Origin of the sequence: Streptomyces sp. NBC_01622 (genome assembly GCF_045209635.1) — a bacterium.
GTDB lineage: Bacteria > Actinomycetota > Actinomycetes > Streptomycetales > Streptomycetaceae > Streptomyces.
In genome coordinates this window covers 2,367,727-2,388,058 of the sequence record NZ_CP109293.1, presented here as the reverse complement: position 1 = coordinate 2,388,058, position 20,332 = coordinate 2,367,727, and the positions used below count along the sequence as shown (strand labels likewise).

15 protein-coding genes are annotated in these 20,332 nt (G+C 71.0%); 8 read left to right on the top strand and 7 right to left on the bottom strand.

Annotated features, from left to right (window positions below; translation table 11 throughout):
- The first annotated feature begins 66 nt into the window (after positions 1–66).
- The 3 genes from OH768_RS10940 to OH768_RS10930 are packed head-to-tail and all read left to right on the top strand — an operon-like array spanning position 67 to position 2,710.
- Positions 67–1,182 (top strand): sensor histidine kinase, encoded by a 1,116-nt coding sequence (locus tag OH768_RS10940; RefSeq protein WP_406452503.1) that lies wholly within the window; start codon positions 67–69, stop codon positions 1,180–1,182.
- Positions 1,179–1,886 (top strand): response regulator, encoded by a 708-nt coding sequence (locus OH768_RS10935; protein WP_406452501.1) that lies wholly within the window; start codon positions 1,179–1,181, stop codon positions 1,884–1,886. Before OH768_RS10940 ends, OH768_RS10935 begins: the two co-directional genes overlap by 4 nt.
- The gene (locus OH768_RS10930) at positions 1,883–2,710 is read left to right on the top strand and encodes a class I SAM-dependent methyltransferase (RefSeq protein ID WP_406452499.1); all 828 of its coding nucleotides are present in this window, start codon (positions 1,883–1,885) and stop codon (positions 2,708–2,710) included. Before OH768_RS10935 ends, OH768_RS10930 begins: the two co-directional genes overlap by 4 nt.
- A 22-nt stretch (positions 2,711–2,732) precedes the next feature.
- Here OH768_RS10930 and OH768_RS10925 read toward each other — a convergent pair whose 3' ends face one another.
- The 7 genes from OH768_RS10925 to OH768_RS10895 all read right to left on the bottom strand — a co-directional run bounded on the left by OH768_RS10925 (position 2,733) and on the right by OH768_RS10895 (position 13,943).
- Positions 2,733–4,916, bottom strand: a complete 2,184-nt coding sequence (locus tag OH768_RS10925; RefSeq protein ID WP_406452497.1) for an alpha-galactosidase — start codon at positions 4,914–4,916, stop codon at positions 2,733–2,735.
- 94 nt (positions 4,917–5,010) lie between these two features.
- The gene (locus tag OH768_RS10920) at positions 5,011–6,372 is read right to left on the bottom strand and encodes an ABC transporter substrate-binding protein (protein ID WP_406452495.1); all 1,362 of its coding nucleotides are present in this window, start codon (positions 6,370–6,372) and stop codon (positions 5,011–5,013) included.
- Positions 6,369–7,406, bottom strand: a complete 1,038-nt coding sequence (locus OH768_RS10915; RefSeq protein WP_406452493.1) for an acetylxylan esterase — start codon at positions 7,404–7,406, stop codon at positions 6,369–6,371. Before OH768_RS10915 ends, OH768_RS10920 begins: the two co-directional genes overlap by 4 nt.
- A complete protein-coding gene (locus OH768_RS10910; RefSeq protein WP_406452491.1) occupies positions 7,400–9,817 on the bottom strand; it encodes a glycosyl hydrolase family 95 catalytic domain-containing protein in 2,418 nt (805 codons plus the stop codon). Before OH768_RS10910 ends, OH768_RS10915 begins: the two co-directional genes overlap by 7 nt.
- Before the next feature lie 32 nt (positions 9,818–9,849).
- The gene (locus tag OH768_RS10905) at positions 9,850–10,788 is read right to left on the bottom strand and encodes a carbohydrate ABC transporter permease (RefSeq protein WP_406452489.1); all 939 of its coding nucleotides are present in this window, start codon (positions 10,786–10,788) and stop codon (positions 9,850–9,852) included.
- Between the two features lie 11 nt (positions 10,789–10,799).
- Positions 10,800–11,825: a carbohydrate ABC transporter permease gene (locus OH768_RS10900; RefSeq protein ID WP_406452487.1), complete on the bottom strand. Its 1,026-nt coding sequence runs from the start codon at positions 11,823–11,825 to the stop codon at positions 10,800–10,802.
- 57 nt (positions 11,826–11,882) lie between these two features.
- Positions 11,883–13,943, bottom strand: coding sequence for a fibronectin type III domain-containing protein (locus OH768_RS10895; protein ID WP_406452485.1), 2,061 nt, complete (start codon positions 13,941–13,943; stop codon positions 11,883–11,885).
- Positions 13,944–14,311: 368 nt separating this feature from the next.
- Between OH768_RS10895 and OH768_RS10890 the strand changes: the two genes are divergently transcribed.
- The 5 genes from OH768_RS10890 (at position 14,312) to OH768_RS10870 (ending at position 20,326) form a co-directional block, all read left to right on the top strand.
- A complete protein-coding gene (locus OH768_RS10890) occupies positions 14,312–15,466 on the top strand; it encodes an ROK family protein (protein ID WP_406452483.1) in 1,155 nt (384 codons plus the stop codon).
- Between the two features lie 80 nt (positions 15,467–15,546).
- Positions 15,547–17,349, top strand: a complete 1,803-nt coding sequence (locus tag OH768_RS10885) for a gamma-glutamyltransferase family protein (protein WP_406452481.1) — start codon at positions 15,547–15,549, stop codon at positions 17,347–17,349.
- 109 nt (positions 17,350–17,458) lie between these two features.
- A complete protein-coding gene (locus OH768_RS10880; protein WP_406452479.1) occupies positions 17,459–18,301 on the top strand; it encodes an inositol monophosphatase family protein in 843 nt (280 codons plus the stop codon).
- 109 nt (positions 18,302–18,410) lie between these two features.
- Positions 18,411–19,820 (top strand): phytoene desaturase family protein, encoded by a 1,410-nt coding sequence (locus OH768_RS10875; RefSeq protein WP_406452477.1) that lies wholly within the window; start codon positions 18,411–18,413, stop codon positions 19,818–19,820.
- Positions 19,817–20,326: an O-acetyl-ADP-ribose deacetylase gene (locus OH768_RS10870; RefSeq protein ID WP_406452475.1), complete on the top strand. Its 510-nt coding sequence runs from the start codon at positions 19,817–19,819 to the stop codon at positions 20,324–20,326. The genes OH768_RS10875 and OH768_RS10870 overlap by 4 nt, the downstream gene beginning before the upstream one ends.
- Positions 20,327–20,332: the final 6 nt, after the last annotated feature.

Genomic DNA, 20,332 nt, shown 5'->3' with positions numbered 1-20,332 from the left:
GGGAGTAGTCCAGGAGTTGTCCACAGGACTGACGCCCGCGTCGGCGCGGCGGTCTACTGTGCGGTCATGAGCGGGTACCCGGTCGATGTGACCCCACGCAGGCGCCTCGCCGACGCTTCCCTCGCGGTCGTGATCGGCGCCCTCGTCATGACCGTCGCCGCCTTCGACGCGGACACGGCCGCCGTCGACTACGCGCTGATCGCCCTGGCCTCGGCGGCCCTGGCGTTCTACCAGACGGCTCCGCGCGCGGTGCTCGCCGTGGCCACGCTGGGGGAGACGGCCTACGTCCTGCACGTCCACCCGGGGCCGGTCGCGGGTCTGCCCGTCCTGGCCGCCATGCACACGGCGGCCCGGGTGGGACACCGCGGCTGGTCGGCCGGGGCGGGCGGGCTGTTCCTGGCCGCGTACCTCGCGACGGGGCCCACGACCCAGCAGGTGGTCGAGCGGACCGCGCTCATCGCCGGCTGGTTCCTGTGCGCGGTGGTCACCGGTCTGGCCGACCGCAACTGGCGGGCGTATCTGCGCCAGACGGAACAGCGCGCCCTGGAGGCCGAACGCACCCGCGAGGAGGTCGCGTTGCGCCGCGCGGGTGAGGAACGCCTGCGCATAGCGCGGGAGTTGCACGACTCCCTCACCCACAGCATCTCGATCGTCAAGCTCCAGGCGGGCGTCGCGGTCCACCTCGCCCGCAAGCGCGGCGAGGAGGTGCCGCCCGCGCTGCTCGCCATCCAGGAGGCGGGCGGCGAGGCGATGCGGGAACTGCGGGCCACCCTGGAGATCCTGCGTACCACCGAGGAGCCCACCGGCACCCCCGAGCTGCTCGTCGAGCGGGCCTGCGCGGCCGGTCTCGCCGTCGAACTCGCGGTGACGGGCGAGGAGCGCCCCCTCGCGGCGACGGTCGACCGCGCGGTGTACCGCATCGTCCAGGAGGCCCTGACCAACGCGGCCCGGCACGCGGGCCCGGCCAAGGTCAGTGTCCAACTCGACTACGGCGACGAGGACTTGACGATACGGGTGGAGGACGACGGGGCGGCCGACCCCGGCTGTCCGCCGAAGCCGGGCATCGGCCTCACCGGCATGCGCGAGCGGGTCACGGCGTTGGGCGGCACCCTGCACACCGCCCCGCGCGCGGAGGGCGGCTTCGCGGTACGGGCCGAACTGCCACTGGGGGAGGCGGGATGATCCGGGTCGTGGTCGTGGACGACCAGGCGCTGATGCGCGCGGGCTTCCGCGCCCTGCTCGACGCCGAGGACGGCATCGAGGTGGTGGGCGAGGCGGCCAACGGCGAACAGGGCGTGGCCCTCGTCCGCGCGCAGCTGCCCGACGTCGCGCTGATAGACGTACAGATGCCGGTGATGACGGGCATCGAGGCGACCCGCCGCATCGCCGCCGACCCCGCCCTCGCCGCGGTCCGGGTCGTCATCCTCACCAACTACGGCCTGGACGAGTACGTCTTCGAGGCGCTCCGGGCGGGCGCCAGCGGCTTCCTCCTGAAGGACACCGATCCGGCGGACCTGCTCCAGGCGATCGGGATCGTCGCCGGCGGCGAGGCCCTGCTCTCCCCGTCGATCACCCGCACCCTCATCGGCGAGTTCGTCTCCCGGCCCCCCGACCGCTCCACCGCCACCGGCCTGGAACACCTCACCCGCCGCGAACGCGAGGTCACCGCCCTGGCCGCGCGCGGCCTCACCAACGAGGAGATCGCCGCTCACATGGTCATCAGCCCGTTCACGGCGAAGACCCACATCAGCCGGGCCATGACCAAGCTCGGCGCCCGCGACCGGGCCCAACTCGTCGTGTTCGCCTACGAGGCGGGGCTGGTGACGGCACGAGCGCCGGAATCCCGTTGCGGGCCGGACACGTCGGATCACACCCTGGGGCGATGACCGAGACGACACGCGCGCAAGACTCCGCCGTCCGTGTTCGCGAGGAGATCCTCGCCTACTACGCCCAGGGCAACGAGGACGGCCGCCTCAGACAGGGCTCCGACCGGCTGGAGTTCTGGCGCACCCAGGACGTACTGCGGCGCCTGCTGCAGACGGCCCCTGCGAGGGTGCTGGACGTCGGCGGGGGCAGTGGCATCCACGCCGAGTGGCTCGCGCGGGACGGGTACGAGGTCGAACTCGTCGACCCCGTGCCGCTGCACGTGGAGCAGGCGGACCGGCTGCCGGGGGTCACCGCCCGCCCCGGGGACGCCAGAGCACTGCCCGCCGAAGACACCGCGTACGACGTGGTGCTGCTGCTCGGGCCGCTCTACCACCTGCCCGAACGGGCCGACCGCGTACGGGCGTTGAGCGAGGCGCGTCGGGTGGTGCGGCCGGGCGGCCTGGTGGTCGCGGCGACCATCAACCGGTTCGCGGGACTGCACGACATGCTCAGGCAGGAGCTGTACTTCGTCGACCCGCACCGCGCGCGGATCGACCGCGAGATGGAAGAGGGACGCCACGACTCCGAGGACGGCGGCCACTTCACGACCGCCTATTTCGCCCAACCCCACGAGGCCCCCGAGGAGTTCGAGGAGGCCGCACTCACCGTCGACGGTCAGTACGGACTCGAAGGCGTCGCCTGGCTGATGGGCGGCATCGAGGACTGGCTGGACGACCCGGGCCGCCGCGAGGCCGTCCTGACGGCCGGCCGCCACATCGAGTGCGAACCCACCCTGCTCGGCGCCAGCGGCCATCTGCTCACCGCGGGCAGACGGCCCCGCTGACCGCACGCCTCGCCGCGTACGGTCAGCGGGCCGTCCTCGTGAGTTCGAGGAGCAGGGCCTGTTCGGGGTTGAGGTTCGGCAGGGGGAGGCCGGCAAGGGTGAGTACGGAGCCGGGGAGGGACAGCCCGTCGTCGAGGGCTGCGGAGAACCAGGCGGGCTCCGCCACCTCGTGGAACGACGGCAGGCCCAACTCGGTCCGTACCCGTACCCGATAGGCGGCTTCCGGGTCGAGGCCGGGCAACGGCACGCGCCCGTACTGGCCCTCGGGGGAGGTGGCGAGCCGCGCCCAGCAGTACAGCGCCGCCGAGCCGTCGTAAGCCACGACTCCGTGCAGCAGCGTCGACTCGTCGGTGAGGTCGGCGCGGACCGTGCGGCCGCCGTGGAGCAGCGGGCGCAGTTCACGGTGGAGGGCGGTCCAGGCGGTGAGGCGGGCGAGTTCCTCCGGGGAGCAGCGGGTCAGGTCCTGCTCGATGCCTGCGTGGCCGAACAGGGCGGTGGTCAGGCGGAGTTGGTCGGAGCTGACCCGGTCGGTGGTGTGGCTGGTGCGCGGCCCTACGTGGGTGCCGACCAGTTCGGGGGGTAGTAGCTGCGCGGTCCAGCGCTGGATGGTCTGGCGTTCCACCGGGTCGTTGCAGTCCGAGGCCCAGACCCGGTCGGTCCGCTCCAGGATGCCCAGGTCGACGCGTCCGCCACCGGCGGCGCAGCTCTCGATCTCCAGCGCGGGATGGCGTTCCCGGAGGGCGTCGATGAGCCGGTAGAGGGCCATGACTTGGGCATGCGCCACGGGACGGTCGGCGGTGCCGTGCACTGCCTCGTGGAGTTCCCGGTTGTGATCCCACTTGAGATAGGCGATGGCGTACTTCTCCACCAGCGCGTCCAGCGCGTCCAACAGGTACTGCCAGGCATCGGGGTTGGCCAGGTCCAGCACATGCTGATGGCGGGCCGCGGGACCGACCCCACGGGCGGGGCCCAGCACCCAGTCGGGGTGCTCGCGGGCCAGGTCGGAGTCAAGATTGATCATCTCCGGCTCCACCCACAGCCCGAACTCCATGCCGAGCGACCGCACATGGTCCACCAGCGGGGTCAGCCCCTCGGGCCACACCACCGGGTCGACGGTCCAGTCGCCCAGCCCGGCGTCGTCCGAACGACGGCCCCGGAACCAGCCGTCGTCGAGCACGAACCGCTCGACACCGACCTCGGCGGCCCGGTCGGCCAGCCGCAGCAGCCGGTCCAGATCGTGGTCGAAGTACACCGCCTCCCAGCTGTTGAGGATCACCGGGCGAGGGCCGCGCGGATGCGTGGGGCGGGCCCGGAGCAGGGTGTGGAAGCGGTCGGCGAGCCCGTCCAGGCCCCGGTCGGACCAGGCGAAGTGACAGACCGGAGCGGTGTACGACTCGCCGGGCGCGAGCCGGATCTCCCCGGCCCGCAGGAGTTCGCCGCCGCCGAGCACCGCGGCATGGGTGCCCGCTCCCTCCGGCAACTGCTCGGCCAGATACCGCTGGTCGCCGCTCCAGGCCACATGGACCGCCCAGATCTCCCCGTCGCGGAAGCCGAATCCGGGCACGCCCACCGCCATGACGTACGGCGAGTCCACTCCCGGCTTGCCCCGCCGCACCTCACGGGCATGCGTGCCGAAGCCCAGCGGCTGCCGCTGCGGTGAGCGCTCCCGGCTCCACTTGCCGGTGAAGTCGAGGACCTCGGACGCCCGGCGCGGCAGCGGCAGCAGCGTCGTGACGCTCGACAGGTCGTACGGCGCCGGGTCGGCGTCCGGCCGGCGGGTGAGCGTGGTCCGTACGCCCAGTACCCCGGAGGGCTCCAGGCGGTAGGAGAGGGTGACGTCGAGCCCGGTGCCGGGGTCGGTGAGGTGAAGGGTCAACTCCCCGCCCGTAGACCATGGTTGGTAGGAACTGTCGGTCAGTGTCAGCCGGGGCGCGGCGAACGCGCCGACGAGATGGCCCTCCTGGGCCGGGGTGCCGGACCAGGCGTCGGCCTCGGTGGGCCAGACGGTGAACCGGCGTGGGACGTCGACGGAGTTGTTGAGCACGGCGGGTTCGCCGGTCAGGGCGAGCGCGGCGAGGGTGTCCTGCGGGAGGTCGCCCAGGTCGGCCCCCCAGTGCAGCACCCTGGGCACCGGCTCGGTGAGCTCCACGACGAGGGCCGTGCCCGCCGCGCGCAGGATGTGGATCCGCGCCGTGGTGTCCGACATGCAGAGTCCTTTCCGATCGCCGGGTTCCACCGGACGGGCCCGGCTCAGTGGGCCCGTCCGGTGGCCGGACAGGGAGTGCGGAGGAGTGGTGGGGTCACTTCTTGGCGAGCAGTTGCTTGCTCTGCTTCTGCATGTCCGTGAAGACGGAGTCGCTCTTCTGGCCGGCGAAGTAGGCCTGGAACAGCGGCTGCAGGGCGTCCTGGAGGGCCGCCCCGTTGCCGTAGACCGGGGACGGGTAGAGGACCTTGTCCTTGATCATGTCCGTGAAGACGGACAGGTCCACGCCCGTCTTGGCCAGCGCCGCGGCCGAGGCGTCCATGGAGGCCGGGATCGACGGGAAGAAGGTGCCGGTCAGGGAGGCCTTGGACTGGCAGGCCTCGCTGCCCATGTACGAGACCCACTTCCAGGTCTGCTCGGGGTTCTTGGTGCCGGCCCAGATGTTGTTCCCGTTGGAGTTGCTCAGCACGGACCTGGTCTTGCCGTCGGGGCCGTAGGGGGTGGGGGCGATGCCGACCTTGAGGCCGGGGATCTTCACGAAGGTCGAGGCCTCCCACGAACCGCCGGTCTCCATGGCGACCTTGCCGGAGGAGAGCAGGTCGACGTCGCTGACGCTGTCGGTGAACTGCCCGATCTTGGGCGCGTACCCCTTGTCGGTCAGGGAGCGGATCCAGTCCATCGTCTTCACGAACCGCGGGTCGGAGTAGTTGAACACCGTCGGCCAGCTGGCCTTGTCGCCCAGCCGCCAGCCGGTGGTGCTGACCAGCGGGCTCCAGGTGGTCTGGCCGATGAAGTCCTTGGCCGCGATCTCCCCGTAGCCGTAGGTCTTGACGTGGGACTTGTCGAAGCCCTTCTCGTCGCCGCGGCGCCCCTTGGCGTCGATCGTCAGGTGGGCGATCATCTTGCCCAGCGTGCCGCCGTTGTCGGGGTTCCAGTTGAGCGAGTCGACGTCCTTCTCGGTGTACCCGGCCTTCTTGATGGCGTCGTCGTTGAAGTAGAGGCCGGCCGCCGCCCAGTCCAGCGGCAGGGCGTACTGCTTGCCGTCGGTGTACTTCCAGGCGTCCACACCGACCGAGAACCGGGACAGGTCGAAGTTGTCCTTCTTGATGTAGTCGTCCATCGCCAGCAGTTGGTGCTGGGAGGCGTACGCCTGGAAGAACTGGACGCTGTTCTGGAAGGCGTCGGGCGCGCTGCCGGCCACGAATCCGGCGGTCAGCTTGGTGAAGTAGTCGTTCACGTTGTACTGCGTGATCTTCACCTTGGTGCCGGGGTTGGCCTTCTCGAAGTCCGTGGCGCACACCTTGTACGCGGCGGCCTGCTTGTCGTCCCAGGTCCACCAGTTGACGGTCTTGGAACCGCCGGCGGAGGAGGAGCCGTTGGAGCACGCGGAGAGCAGCGCGGCCAGCGTGAGCGTGGCGCCCAGCGCGACCGTCTTTCGAACTCCCTTGATTCTTCTCATTGTTCCTTCTTTCGGGATGACGCGGTCGGTGCGGGGGACGGCTGCACCAGCGGATGGGACGACGTCTTGAGGAGGGCGCCGAACGCGCCCAGTGCGACGGCCAGGTCCTCGGGCCCGCCGGCGTCGTGGCCGTTGAACTCCCACAGCCGCAGCTCCTTTTGGCCGGCGTAGGCGTGGTAGGCGGCGATCGCGGTGACGGCCGGACACACCTCGTCGCGCAGCCCGGCGGAGAACCAGGCCGGGGCGTTCGCGCGGCGGGCGAAGGCGAGTCCGTCGAAGTAGTCGAGGGTGTCGAAGGTCTGCTCCACCCGGTCCCGGCGGGCCGCCAGATAGCCGATGATCTCGGCGTAGGGCTCGGCGGAGGTGAGCCGGGTGGCGTGCCGGATGTCGCAGAGGAACGGCGACTGGAAGTGCGCCGCCGCCAGGCCGGGCACCAGTCCGGCGACCGCGAGGGCGATACCGCCGCCCTGGCTGGGGCCGACCACGGCGACCCGGTCCGGATCGACGAGATCGGTGCGGGCGCGCAGCGCGTCCACGGCACGGACGGCGTCGGTGAACACCCGCCGGTAGACGTAGGTGTCCTTGTCCTCGATGCCCCGGGTGAGGAAACCGGGATGGGCAGGGCCGCTGCCGACCGGGTCGGGGGTCGCGCCCCCGCCCGCCCAGGCACCGCCCTGGCCGCGCGCGTCCACCAGCAGATGCGCGTACCCGGCGGAGGCCCACAGCAGGTCGTCGATCGGGGCGCCGCGCCCACTGCCGTAGCCGTGGAACTGGACCACGGCGGGCAGCGGGCCGCCCCGCTGCCGGGGCATCCGCAGCCAGGCGCGGACGGGGTGGCCGCCGAAGCCGGGCAGTACGGCGTCGAAGACGTCGACCGTCTCCAGACCGGTGGCGACCTCCGTCAGTCTGAGCGAGGCCTCCTGTCCGGCGCGTGTCTCGGCGAGGGTGCCCTTCCAGAAGGTGTCGAAGTCGGCGGGTTCGCGGTAGGCGCTGCGGTAGGCGAACAGCTCGGGGACGTCCTGCTCGCTCAGCACGGCACCGGCTCCCCTCGGGGCCGCAGCAGAGCGTCCAACTCGACCTGGTGACCGACCGGAAGCAGCAGCTCGGTCGTGCGGCCGAGACACCGGACCCGCACGGTCTCGGCGGAGTCACCGGTGAGCCGACGCACGGTCGCAGCGGTCAACTCGCCCTCGTTCCAGGCGAAGTCGACGGCCAGACCGCCGCGGCAGCGCAGGTCCCGGGCCTCACCTTCGGCCCACTGAACGGGCAGCGCGGGCAGCAGATCGAGGATGCCGGTGTGGCTCTGCACCACCATCTCGGCGACGCCGGCCATCAGTCCGTAGTTGCCGTCGATCTGGAACGGCGGATGCGTGGAGAACAAGTTGGGCAGCAGCCCGCCCCAACGCGAGCCGTCCACAGGGGCGTCCACTCCGGAGTCGCCGTCAAGTGGCCGTACGGCTTCGAGGAACAGCGAGCGCGCGGTCGAGGCGTCACGCAGCCATGCCCGCAGAGCGATCTTCCATGACCACGACCAGCCCATCGCCCCCGGCCCGCGCCGGTCCATCGACTTCCTTGCGGCGTCGGCCAGTTCGGGGGTCGAGTCGGGATCGATCAGACCCAGCGGGTGTACGGCGATCAGGTGCGAGAGGTGACGGTGGTGCGGGTCGGCCTCCGTCAGGTCCTCGGCCCACTCCTGGAGCCGCCCCTCCGGCGAGAGGGGCAGCGGGCGCAGCCGGGGCAGCGCCGCGCTTATCTCGCCGGTCAGCGGGGTGTCCAGGCCCAGCAACTCGGCTGCCGCCAGGGTCCGTTGGAAGGTGGCGCGGATCAGCGCCAGGTCCATGGCTGCGGAGCGGGTCAGGGACCTCGGGACGCCGTCGGCCAGGAACAGGTTCTCCGGGGAGGTCGACGGCAGCGTGTCCAGATGCCCCGTGCCGTCGTCGACGAGCCAGTCGAGCAGGAACTCGGCGCAGCCACTGAGCAACGGCCAGGCCCGCTCCCGCAGGAAGCCGGGGTCGCGGGTGAACTCGTAGTGGTCCCACAGGTGTTGGGACAGCCAGGCGCCGCCCATCATCCACAGCGCCCACGAGGTGTTGCCGTGCCCCATGCCGACCGGCAGCGCCCATCCCCACGGATCGGTGTTGTGATGCGCCACCCAGCCGCGCGCACCGTACAACTCCCGTGCCACCCGCGCGCCTTGGACGGCCATGCGGTCGAGCAGGTCGAAAAGGGGCGCGTGACAGGCGCTGAGCCCGACCGTCTCCGCGCCCCAGTAGTTCATCTGGGTGTTGATGTTGATCGTGTAGTTGGACGACCAGGCGGGGCGCAGCTCGGCGTTCCAGATGCCCTGGAGGTTGGCCGGGGGGCCGGTGTGCGGGCGGGAGGCGGTGGCCAGGAGGTGGCGGCCGAGCTGGAACAGCACGGTGGCGGTGAGGAGTTCGTCGTCGCCGCCGAGGACGTCGCGGGCGACGTCGTAGGTGCCGGAGCGGCGCGGCCCGACGCGCAGCGACGTGCCGCCCAACAGGGCCCGTACGTCTGCCTCGTGGTCCTTGAGGAGACGGTCGGCGCCCTTCGCGAGGGCCCGCGCCGCGAGGTCGCCGGCGTCGGCCAGATGGGCGGCGCGGTCCACGGCCGGGGCCCCGCTCCAGTCGCGGTCCGCCGCGGTGGAGCTGGCGAGGGTGATCAGGAGTTGCGAGGCGCCGGTGACGCGCAGACCTCCCTCGTCGTCCACGGTCGTCGTGCCGTCGGTGTGCACGGCGAGCGCGAGGGCGCCGAAGGGGTCGTAGCCGTCGACGGGACCGTCCGCGTAGCGCAGCGGTTCCGCGACCTCGGGTTCGTGGGCGGGGGCGCCGTCCACCGGAATCTCGATGCCCAGCGTGATGCCGTCGGGCGCGGCCGAGCGGAGTATCTCCCGCAGTGGGGTGGACAGTTCGACGGCCAGGTCGACCGTGCCGCCGTCCGCGTCCAGTGTCACGCACAGCGCGCCGGTGACTGCATCGGCCCAGACCCGGCGCCGTATCGTCGTCCCGTCGAGGTCGAAGCCGTCCTCGGCGACCGCGGTGTCCAGGTCGAGCGTCCTGCCGCGGTACGCGGCGCGCTCGCCGCCCGGCACGGTCAAGTGCAGGTCGGCGTACGGCAGATACTCCTGGGTGTAGGGCCCCTCGAAGGTCATGAGGAGGGACTCGGCGCGGTCCTGGTCACCGGCGCGCAGCGCGGCGCGGACCTCTTCGAGCCGCTCCGGGCCGGCCCCTTGCGCGCGGAGTTCGGCGAGGGCGGTGGCCGGTCCGTCGGGGGTGCCGGACCAGACGGTGGAGTCGTTGATCTGGATACGGGCCCGGCCGGTGCCGCCGAAGACCATCGCGCCGATCCTGCCGTTGCCGACCGGGGCGGCCTCCGTCCAGATGGCGGCGGGCGCGGGCCAGCTCAGCACCAGGTCGCTGGAGTGCATGGCTGTGTCGTCCAATCGCGGGGTGGGGCCGGTCACTTGAGGCCGGAGAAGCCGATGGAGTTGACGATGCGCTTGCCGAAGGCGACGAACAGCAGCAGCATCGGCAGGGCCGCGACCAGGGCGGCGGCCATCAACCCGGCCCAGTCGGGGGCGGCTTGGGGTGAGGACTGCTTGAAGACGCCGAGTGCGAGGGTCAGCGGCTGCACGTCCTGGCTGTTGGTGATCAGCAGCGGCCAGAAGTAGTCGTTCCAGGCGTTGACGAACATCAGCAACGAGACGGTGGCGATCGGTGCGGTCGACATCGGCAGGATGACCCGGAAGAAGATCCGCAGGGGGCCGGCGCCGTCGATGATGGCGGCTTCCTCGACCTCGGTGCTCAGGCCGAGCATGAACTGCCGCAGGAAGAACAGTGTGAACGCCTGGAAGAGCGCCCCGGGCAGGATCAGTCCGGCGAACGTGTTGGTCAGTCCGAGGTCTTTGACGAAGACGAAGTTGGGCAGCAGCGTGAAGACGCTGGGCACCATCAGCGCGGTGATGAGGATGTTGAAGACCAGGTTGCGGCCCCGCCAGTGCAGCCGGGAGAACGCGTAGGCGCCGGCCGAGGCGAACAGGACGATCAGCACGGTCTGCACGGACGCGTAGATCAGTGAATTGCGCAGGTAGAGCGCGATGTTGATGGCCGCGCCCGAGCCGCCCTGGGCCTGTGCCTCGGCGGTGGAGGCGATGCCGAGGACGCGTTCGAAGGCGCCCCAGGTGAAGCCCACCGGCAGCGGCGAGGACGGGTGCGTCGACAGCTTGTAGTTGTTGGACAGCGCGGTGCGCAGGATCCAGTAGAAGGGGAAGAGGGTGATCAGGACGACGATGCCCAGATAGGTCCAGGCGACGATCCTGCCGGGGGAGAGGCGTCTGCGGTTCTTCCGGGGCCGGGGCTGCGCGGTGGCCGCCCGGCCGGGGGCGAGGGTGACTGCCATGACGGGCTCCTTCAGCTCAGGTCGGATTCGCCTGCGCGGGCGAGCCGCAGCTGGGTGAAGGTGACCGTGATGAGCAGGGCGAACAGGGCGAGCGAGAGGGTGGCCGCGTAGCCGAAGTCGAACTGCCTGAACGCCTTGCTGTAGATGTACATCTGCAGCACGTTCGAGGCGTTGGCCGGGCCGCCCTGGGTGGTGACCTGCACGATGTCGAACACCTGGAAGGAGTTGATCACCGTCAGGACGACCACCATGACCAGGATCGGCCGCAGCAGGGGCACCGTGAGGCGCCGGAACATCTGCACCTCACTGGCGCCGTCGACCCGGCCGGCCTCGTAGATGGTGGCCGGGATGGTCTGCAGTCCGGCGAAGATCAGCAGGGAGTAGTAGCCCATCCACTTCCAGATGCTGATCGCGGCGAGGGACGGGATGGCCCAGGCGCTGCTGCCGAAGAAGAGGATGGAGTGGCCCGTCAGATGCTGCAGGACGAGGCTGACGACACCGAGGGACGGGTCGAGCATCCACTGCCAGACCAGCGCGGCGATGACGTTGGAGATCAGGAACGGCAGCAGGATCACGCCGCGCAGCGCCGACGACTTGGTCACCCGGTGCAGGACCACGGCCGTCACCAGGGAGGCCAGGGTGCCGAAGACGACGGCCAGGATCACGAAGTAGACGGTGACGAGCAGGGAGTGCCAGAAGACGTCGTCGCCGAACATCTGGTGGAAGTTGGCCAGTCCCACCCAGTTGGGCGGGGTGAGGACATGGAAGTCGGTGAAGCTGAGGTAGATGCCGCGCAGGGTCGGATAGGCGTAGAAGACCGCGAATCCGACGACGGACGGGATGATCAGCAGGAGTGCGACCGGCAGGTCGCGGCGGCGGGCCGCCGCGGACCTGGTCGGCGCGTATCGGCTCGCCCTGCGGGCCGAACGGGTCTTGCGGACGCGGGGGGTTGAGCCGGGGGCGGTGGCCGTGGTGGTCACCGCGGCGGACGGCGGTGTGGTCGGCGTCTTGGGCTCGCCCTGTGATGTGACCACCACGGAACTCTCCTCGGATGTCGGTCGGGTGGAGGCTGGCCGGGGTCGGACGGACGACGGTCAGAGGGTGATGCGGTCCACGTCGGAGGCGTAGTCCGAGGCGTTGCCGAAGGTGATCGTGTTGTCGCCGGCCTTCAGCTGGACGGGCACCGTGATCGAGCTCGGCTGCCCCCAGTTGTTGTCGTTGCTGCCGGGCAGGAACTGCTGGAACGAGGTGTCACCCGTGCCGATGATCATCGTGCGGCCGGTGGAGCCGTCGGTGTAGTCGAGCTTCATCAGGTAGGTGCCGTCGCGGGGAGCGGTAACGTGGTTGACCGCCAGGGTTCCGGTGCCGCCGAGGTTGCCGACCTTCTTGCCGCCCGAGCACGCGGAGCAGTCGCCCGCGGAGGCGTTGCCGGTGAGGGTGTTCCCGGAGGCCTCGGCCTCGTAGGACACCGGTCCGCCGGCCGCCGGGGTGGTGAGGTCAACTGCCTTGCTGGGGGCGGACTTTCCGCCCTTGGCGTCGTGGGCGACCACGGTGAAGGAGTAGGCGGTGCCGGCCTTCAGACCGCTGACGGTGGCGGAGGTGCCGGTGACCGTGGCCGTCTTGGTGCCGTTGGCGTACACGTCGTAACCGGTGGTCTTCGTACCGGAGTTCACCGCGCTCCAGGCGAGCGAGACGCTGCCGGCCGTCGACGCGGTGCCGTGCACGTTCAGCGGCACACCCGGGTGGCTGCCGGTGCTCGGAGGCGTGATGCGCAGCAGACGCGAGCCGTGCGGGGCCAGGTTGTCGGTGAACTTGCCGCTCACCGAGCCGAGGTTCTTGTGGCTCCACAGGTCACGGACCTTGGCCTTGCCGCTGATGCCGAGGTCGCTGAAGTCGGCGGTCACGTCCGAGTAGCCCTTGCCCAGGTTGAACAGGGCCACGGTGTAACTGCCGTCCGTGTTACGGGAGTACCAGACCTGCTGCGGGGTCTTCTGGCTGACCGGCCTGGCCGGGTTGCCCGCCTGGTCGACCGCGATGACCTCGTCGTTGGTGAGCAGCTTCAGACCGTACTTGTCGAGCTTGGTGAGGTCGTCACCGATGTACAGCGGCGCGGCCTCGATGGCCCACAGCGTCATGTAGCTCTGCCGCTCGGTCTGGTTGACGCCGTCCATGACGTCCGAGCCCACGTCGAGCGAGTCGAGGTTGTTCCAGTGTCCCGGCCCGGCGTCGTCGATCCACGGTACGACGTCGTTCCAGCGCGCCTTCACGGAGTTGTTCCACGTCACCAGGGTGTCGCAGTAGCACTCGACGTCCGTGTCGATGCGCCAGCCGTTGGAGTTGGCCTTCCAGACGTCGGCCTGGTTGTGGCTGAGCGACCAGGACAGGGTGAACTCGATGGGCCGCCCGGTGTTCTTCAGAGCGGTGTGCCACGCCTGGATGTCGGGGACGTTGTTGTGCGCGTCGTCGCCCTGGTTGGAGCCGGGGCCCACCCCGTCGATCTTGAGGAAGTCGACGCCGAAGGAGGCCAGTTGGTCGGCCTCGGACTGGATGTACTTCGTGGTGCATGGGCTGGAGAAGTTCAGCTGGTAGGAGACGTCGTCCCAGCCGCTGGTCTTGCGCAGGTCCGGGTAGACGATGTCCTTGGTGGTGCAGCCCGGGGCGTTGTAGATGGGCGTCTTGCCGTCGTTGTACGCCTGCTGGTAGAGGCCGACGGCCAGATAGAGGCCGAACTTCAGTCCCTTGCGGTGGAGTTGGTCCGCGAGGTACTTCATCCCGTGCGGGAACTTCGTCAGGTTCGGGGTCGGCCGGGCATAGGCGTCGCCCTTGGCGTCGTTCCAACCGGCGTCCACGTTCACGTAGTTGTAGCCGTGCGACTTCAACTTCGAGGACAGTACGTCCGCCTGCTGCAGGACGTGCGCCTCGGTGAGCCAGTCCCCGCCGTAGCCGGGGAAGTTGGTGGATTCGACGCTCCAGGTGCTGTAACCCATGTAGGGCTTGGCGGCCACGATGGGCGTGGTCGTGGCACCGGATGCCTGGGCCCCCGAGGCGTCCGCGGCGGTCGCGGCCCGTGCGGAGGCGGGCACGACGAGCGCCGCCGTCAGCGCGGTGAGGCAGGTGAGAGTTCTCAGACGTGTGGGTCGAGCTGGACGAGGCATGTGTGTACTCCGTCAGGGCGCGGCTGCAGGCGGGTTCCCGCCTGAGGTGTCGAGGTGCGGGGAGCCTCTCGGTGGTGGTCGTCCCGGGACATCACCGAGGGGGTTCGCTGGGACCAACGGGCGAGTGGGTGGGGGCCACACACTCCTCACCGGCGCAGGACCGTCCCGTCCGCCCCGACGAGGAGTGCGGCGAATCTAGGCTTAGTTTCCTTCCAGCGTCAACATAGTCGACGGCCAGAAAACTCCGACCTTTGTGCGTCCTGGTGGGGGGTTTCGGCCACCTGCTGTCGAATGACCTGCGGTTTCAGGCCCATAGGGCCGATGTATATCCCTTGTCTTACTTTCCAAAGGAAAGGTAACGTCGCCCCATGACCCTCGCCGACCAGCCACCCGCGGCCGCACTCGTCCTGCAGACCCTGCTCCAGCACGGTCCGCTGAGTCGCGCCGAGATCGGCCGGCGGACCGGACTGACCGCGGGAGCCGTCACCAAAGTGGCCACCTCGCTGATGGCCGACGGCTGGATCACCGAGGGCGGCAGGCCCGCCACCGAGCGGACGAGCGGCCGCCCGGCGACCCCGGTCGAAGTACGGGCCGAACGCGCCCTGTTCGCCGGTGTGAAGGTCACCGGCGAGGAACTCATCGGCGTACTGGCCGATCTGACGGCCCGTCCGCTGGCCTCCCGGCGCGTCCGCCTCGACTCACGCGACGTGGGCACCGTGGTGCTGGCCATCGCCCGGCTGGTCGACGAACTGCGCGCTGCGGCCAACCTGGAGGGCACCGCCGACCTCCACGGTGTCGGTGTCACCATCTCCGGCGACGTGGACAGCCAGTTGGGCACGGTCCAGTACTCGCCCTTCCTCAACTGGCGCCGGGTCCCGCTCGCCCAACTGGTCGAGACGGCCACCGGGACACCCACGGTCATCGAGAACGACGTACGCGCGCTGACCGTGGCCGAGCAGTGGTTCGGCGCCGGTGTCGGGCTGTCGATCTTCGCCCTGGTCACCGTCGGCGCCGGCATCGGCGCCGGGCTCTGTGTCGCCGGCCGGGTGGTCTCCGGAGCGCACGGCGTGGCGGGCGAGGTGGGGCATCTGCCCGTGAGCGGCACCGATCGGGTCTGCACCTGCGGCAACACCGGGTGCGTGGAGGCGGTCGCCTCCACCCACGCGATCGTCGAGCAGGCCCGACAGGCCACCGGCGACGCGGAGTTGACCATGGACGGCGCGATCCGCCTCGCGCACACCGGCGACCCCGCCGTCCGGGCCGTCTTCGCCCGCGCCGGACACGCCGTGGGCCTCGCCCTGGCCTGCGTCGCCAACCTCATCGGACCGGAGCGGATCATCATCTCCGGCGAGGGCGTCGCCTCCTACGACCTGTTCGCCGACCACATCCGGCAGGCCTTCGTGGACCACGCCTTCGGTGCCGCGGTGGACTGCGATCTCGTGGTCCGCCCCCTGCCGTTCGAGGAGTGGGCGCGCGGCGGGGCGGTGGTCGCGGCACAGCGCGTGTTCGCTCCGGCGAAGTAGGGCGATGACGTGTGCACGCCCCCGGTCGATAGTCTGCTGCCCGATCAGGGCGACCACGTGCGCGACCACCGAGGTGAGACATGTCCTTCACCACCCGCCCCACCCTCCAGGGCACCTTCGGCATGGTGTCCTCCACCCACTGGCTGGCCTCGCAGTCGGCGATGGCCGTCCTGGAGAGCGGCGGCAACGCCTACGACGCCGCCGTCGCCGGGGCCTTCGTCCTGCACGTCGTCGAGCCGCACCTCAACGGCCCGGCCGGCGAGGTGCCCATCCTGCTCGCCCCCGCGGGCGGCGAGGTGCGGGTGCTGTGCGGACAGGGCGTCGCCCCCGCCGGAGCCACGATCGACCACTACAGGGGACTCGGTCTGGATCTCGTACCCGGCACGGGCCCCCTCGCCGCGGCCGTCCCCGGCGCCTTCGACGCCTGGATGCTGCTGCTCCGCGACCACGGCACGAAGTCCCTCGCCGACGTCCTGAAGTACGCCATCGGATACGCCGAGGACGGGCACGCGTGCGTGGAGAACGTCGGCGCGACCGTCGAGACCGTACGGCAGCTCTTCGAGACGGAGTGGACCTCGTCGGCGGAGGTGTACCTGCCCGGCGGGAAGGCGCCCCGCCCCGGCGAGTTGTTCCGCAACCCCGCCCTCGCCGCCACCTGGAAGCGGCTGCTCGCCGAGGTCGACGGGGCCGGGGACCGGGAGGCGCAGATCGAGGCGGCACGGGCGGTGTGGCGGTCCGGGTTCATCGCCGAGGCGCTCGTCCGGCAGTCGGGACGGCCCACCATGGACACCAGCGGAGAGCGCCACACCGGCACCCTCACGGCCGCCGACCTGGCCTCCTGGTCCGCCTCCTACGAGGCCCCCGCGACGTACGACTGGAACGGCTGGACACTCTGCAAGGCCGGCCCCTGGAGCCAGGGCCCGGCCTTCCTCCAGCAACTGGCGCTGCTTCCGCCCGAGTTGCCCGCCTACGGATCCGCCGACTACGTCCACCTCCTGATCGAGGGCTGCAAGCTCGCGATGGCAGACCGGGAGGCCTGGTACGGGGACGCGGGCGAAGAGGCCGTACCACTGGAGGAGTTGCTGTCGGCGGACTACAACGCGGCGCGACGGGAGCTGATCGGTGAGAAGGCGTCGCACGAACTACGGCCAGGCAGTCCCGGAGGGCGCGTGCCGCGGCTGAGCGGGCACGCGCGCGTGGTGGCGCCCGCGGACTCCGGCTTCGACCCGATGGGGGCGGGGGAGCCGACCGTCGCGCGGCTCACGGCCGACGGCGGCACCCGGGGCGACACCTGCCACCTCGACGTCGTCGACCGCTGGGGCAACATGATCGCGGCCACGCCCAGCGGCGGCTGGCTCCAGTCCAACCCGGTGGTGCCCGGGCTGGGTTTCCCCCTCGGCACCCGGCTGCAGATGGCCTGGCTGGAGCCGGGACTGCCCAACTCCCTTGCGCCGGGCCGCCGTCCGCGCACCACGCTCACCCCGTCGATCGCCCTGCGCGACGGAGTGCCGGTCCTGGCGTTCGGCACGCCCGGCGGGGACCAGCAGGACCAGTGGCAGCTGCACTTCTTCCTGGCGGTCGCCACGCGCGCGAAGGCACGCGGCGGCCACGACCTCCAGGGCGCGATCGACGCCCCGAACTGGCACAACGACAGCTTCCCCGGCTCCTTCTACCCGCGCGGCATGCGGCCGGGCAGCGTGACCGTCGAGTCCCGCATGGACGAGACGGTGGTGGAGCAGTTGCGCCGGCGCGGCCACGACGTGACCGTCGGGGACGCCTGGTCGGAGGGACGGCTGTGCGCGGTCGCCCGGGACCCGGCGGCCGGGATCCTCTCGGCGGCGGCGAACCCGCGGGGCATGCAGGGGTATGCCGTCGGGCGGTGACGCGGAGGGTGCATCGGACGGTGATCGCGAATCCGGGTGTTCATGGTGATTCCACCCGGAGTGCACCGGGCGGGTGAGGATTGTCAGTGGCCCGTGCTCTCATGGAGACATGATCGAAGACACCGAAACCATCGACGAGTTTCTCGTACAGCACACGGCCGACGTCGAGGACGCGATCCGCAAGGCGGCGGCGGCCGAGATCATGCCCCGCTTCCGGCAGCTCGCCGCGCACGAGATAGACCAGAAGAGCGGCCCGCACGACCTGGTCACGGACGCCGACCGCAACGCCGAGCGGCACCTCACGCAGGTGCTCGGCGCCCTCCTGCCCGGCTCGGTCGTGGTCGGCGAGGAAGCGGTGCACGCCGACCCGGAGACCTACGAGGCGATACAGGGCGACGCCCCGGTCTGGATCGTCGACCCGGTCGACGGGACCCGTCAGTTCGTGCGCGGCGAGACCGGCTTCTGCACCCTGGTCGCCCTCGCCCGGCACGGCGAACTCCTCGCGTCCTGGACCTACGCCCCCGCCCGCGACCAACTGGCCACGGCGGTGAAGGGCGGCGGCGCCTTCCTCGACGGCGTCCGGCTGCGCCCCGGTGCCCCAGACCCCGCCCGGGACCTGGAAGTGGCCACCTCCCACCCCGACTACACGACCGACGCCCAGAAGCGCGCCCTGCTCGGCCTCTGGGCGGACGGTGTGCGCACGCGCCCGTGCGGTTCGGCCGGACTGGAGTATCTCGCCATCGCCCGGGGCGAGTTGGATGCCATTGGCTTCAGTTGGGAGGCGGCGTGGGATCATGCGGCGGGCCTGCTCCTCGTCGAGGAGGCGGGCGGCGCCCACCTCACACTCACCGGAGAGCCCTTCCGTATCACGGGCGGCAACGCACTGCCGTTCACAGCGGCCCGGGACGCGGCGACGGCCCGGCGGGTGCGCGAGCTGCTGAGGGCGTCGTAGGGTCACGGGTTCCGCACACTGGACGGGCTGGCCCCGGGGTTGTCGGTCCCGCGGCATATCCTGACCCTGAGTTGCCATCGGCTGACGAAGGGGTCCGAAGGTGCCGTCGATGCTCGATGCGGTCGTAGTGGGTGCGGGGCCGAACGGACTGACGGCTGCCGTGGAGCTGGCCCGGCGCGGCTTCTCCGTGGCCATCTTCGAGGCAAGGGACACCGTCGGCGGCGGCGCCCGCACCGAGGAGCTCACCCTCCCCGGCTTCCGGCACGACCCCTGCGCGGCGGCGCACCCGCTCGGGATCAACTCGCCCGCGTTCCGCGCCCTGCCCCTGGAGCGCTACGGCCTGGAGTGGCTGCACGCCGGGCTGCCCATGGCGCACCCGTTCACAGACGGCAGCGCGGCCGTGCTCTCCCGGTCCGTCGCGGAGACGGCCGCCTCCTTCGGACCGCGCGACGCGGGGGCGTACCGCAGGCTGGTCGAGCCCTTCCTCCCCAAGTGGGACACCCTGGTCCGCGACTTCATGTCCCTGCCGCTCACCTCGCTGCCCCGCGACCCGGTCACCCTCGCCCGCTTCGGTCTGGCCGGTCTGCCCCCGTCGACCTGGCTGACCAGCCGCTTCCGGGACGAGCGCGCCAAGACCCTGTTCGCCGGACTGGTCGGCCATGTCATGGCCCCGCTCAACGGCTTCGCCACCGGAGCCATCGGCCTGGTCTTCGCCCTCGCCGCACACGCGCGTGGCTGGCCGGTGGCGCGCGGCGGCTCCCAGTCCGTCTCGGACGCCCTCGCCGCCTACCTGAAGGACCTCGGCGGCGAGATCCACACGGACTACGAGGTCAAGCGCCTCGACGACCTCCCCCCGGCCCGCGCCTACGTCTTCGACACCTCGCCCACGGCTTTGGCGAAGATCGCGGACTTCGGCAACTACTACGAGAATTTCCGCTACGGCCCCGGCGTCTTCAAGATCGACTACGCCCTGGACGGCCCCGTGCCCTGGACCGCCAAGGAGGCGCGCACCGCCGGCACCGTGCAGATCGGCGCCGACAGCACGGAGATCGGCAATGCCCTGCGCGCCGCGTCCCGCGAGAACCGCGCCCCCGACCGGCCGTTCATGATCACCGTGCAGCCCAGCGTCGTCGACCCCACCCGGGCCCCCGCCGGCAAGCACGTCTTCTGGGCCTACGGCCACGTCCCGAGCGGCTGGACCGGCGACCTCACGGACGCCCTGGAACGCCAACTGGAGCGCTTCGCCCCGGGTTTCCGCGACCGCGTCCTCGCCCGCGCGACCGCGGGCCCGCCCCAACTCGCCGCCCGCAACGCCAACTACGTCGGCGGCGACATCGGCACCGGCGCGGTCTCCGGACTCCAGATCCTGCTGCGCCCCAAACTCTCCCTCTCCCCGTACGGCACCCCGCACCCGGCCGTCTTCATCTGCTCCTCGGCGACCCCGCCCGGACCCGGTGTGCACGGCATGTCGGGACACAACGCGGCGAAGGCCGTCTGGCGCAGACTGAGGCAGTCATGACCACCATCAAGCTCGTCCAGGGCGACATCACCCGCCAGAGTGCCGACGCGATCGTCAACGCGGCCAACTCCTCACTCCTGGGCGGCGGGGGCGTCGACGGCGCGATCCACCGCAGGGGCGGCCCCGCGATCCTGGAGGCCTGCCGGAAGCTGCGCGCCTCGCACTACGGCAAGGGCCTGCGCACCGGTCAGGCGGTCGCGACGACGGCGGGCGAACTGTGCGCCCAGTGGGTGATCCACACCGTGGGCCCGGTCTACTCCCGCGAGGAGGACCGCTCGGACCAACTCGCCTCCTGCTACCGCGAGTCGCTGCGCATCGCCGACGAACTCGGCGCCCGTACCGTCGCGTTCCCCGCCGTCTCCGCCGGGATCTACGGCTGGCCGATGGACGACGCGGCGCGCATCGCCGTAGAAACCGTGCGGGCGGCGGAGACATCGGTCAAGGAGGTCACGTTCGTGCTCTTCGACGAGGCGGCGTACGAGGCGTTCGGTCGGCAGCTCCGCTGACCGACG

Excerpts from the sequence above, each read along its gene's own strand:
- OH768_RS10940 (WP_406452503.1), top strand. The coding sequence starts at position 67 with ATGAGCGGGTACCCGGTCGATGTGACCCCACGCAGGCGCCTCGCCGAC.
- OH768_RS10935 (WP_406452501.1), top strand. The coding sequence starts at position 1,179 with ATGATCCGGGTCGTGGTCGTGGACGACCAGGCGCTGATGCGCGCGGGC.
- OH768_RS10930 (WP_406452499.1), top strand. The coding sequence starts at position 1,883 with ATGACCGAGACGACACGCGCGCAAGACTCCGCCGTCCGTGTTCGCGAG.
- OH768_RS10925 (WP_406452497.1), bottom strand. The coding sequence starts at position 4,916 with ATGTCGGACACCACGGCGCGGATCCACATCCTGCGCGCGGCGGGCACG.
- OH768_RS10920 (WP_406452495.1), bottom strand. The coding sequence starts at position 6,372 with ATGAGAAGAATCAAGGGAGTTCGAAAGACGGTCGCGCTGGGCGCCACG.
- OH768_RS10910 (WP_406452491.1), bottom strand. The coding sequence starts at position 9,817 with ATGCACTCCAGCGACCTGGTGCTGAGCTGGCCCGCGCCCGCCGCCATC.
- OH768_RS10905 (WP_406452489.1), bottom strand. The coding sequence starts at position 10,788 with ATGGCAGTCACCCTCGCCCCCGGCCGGGCGGCCACCGCGCAGCCCCGG.
- OH768_RS10895 (WP_406452485.1), bottom strand. The coding sequence starts at position 13,943 with ATGCCTCGTCCAGCTCGACCCACACGTCTGAGAACTCTCACCTGCCTC.
- OH768_RS10890 (WP_406452483.1), top strand. The coding sequence starts at position 14,312 with ATGACCCTCGCCGACCAGCCACCCGCGGCCGCACTCGTCCTGCAGACC.
- OH768_RS10885 (WP_406452481.1), top strand. The coding sequence starts at position 15,547 with ATGTCCTTCACCACCCGCCCCACCCTCCAGGGCACCTTCGGCATGGTG.
- OH768_RS10880 (WP_406452479.1), top strand. The coding sequence starts at position 17,459 with ATGATCGAAGACACCGAAACCATCGACGAGTTTCTCGTACAGCACACG.
- OH768_RS10875 (WP_406452477.1), top strand. The coding sequence starts at position 18,411 with ATGCTCGATGCGGTCGTAGTGGGTGCGGGGCCGAACGGACTGACGGCT.
- OH768_RS10870 (WP_406452475.1), top strand. The coding sequence starts at position 19,817 with ATGACCACCATCAAGCTCGTCCAGGGCGACATCACCCGCCAGAGTGCC.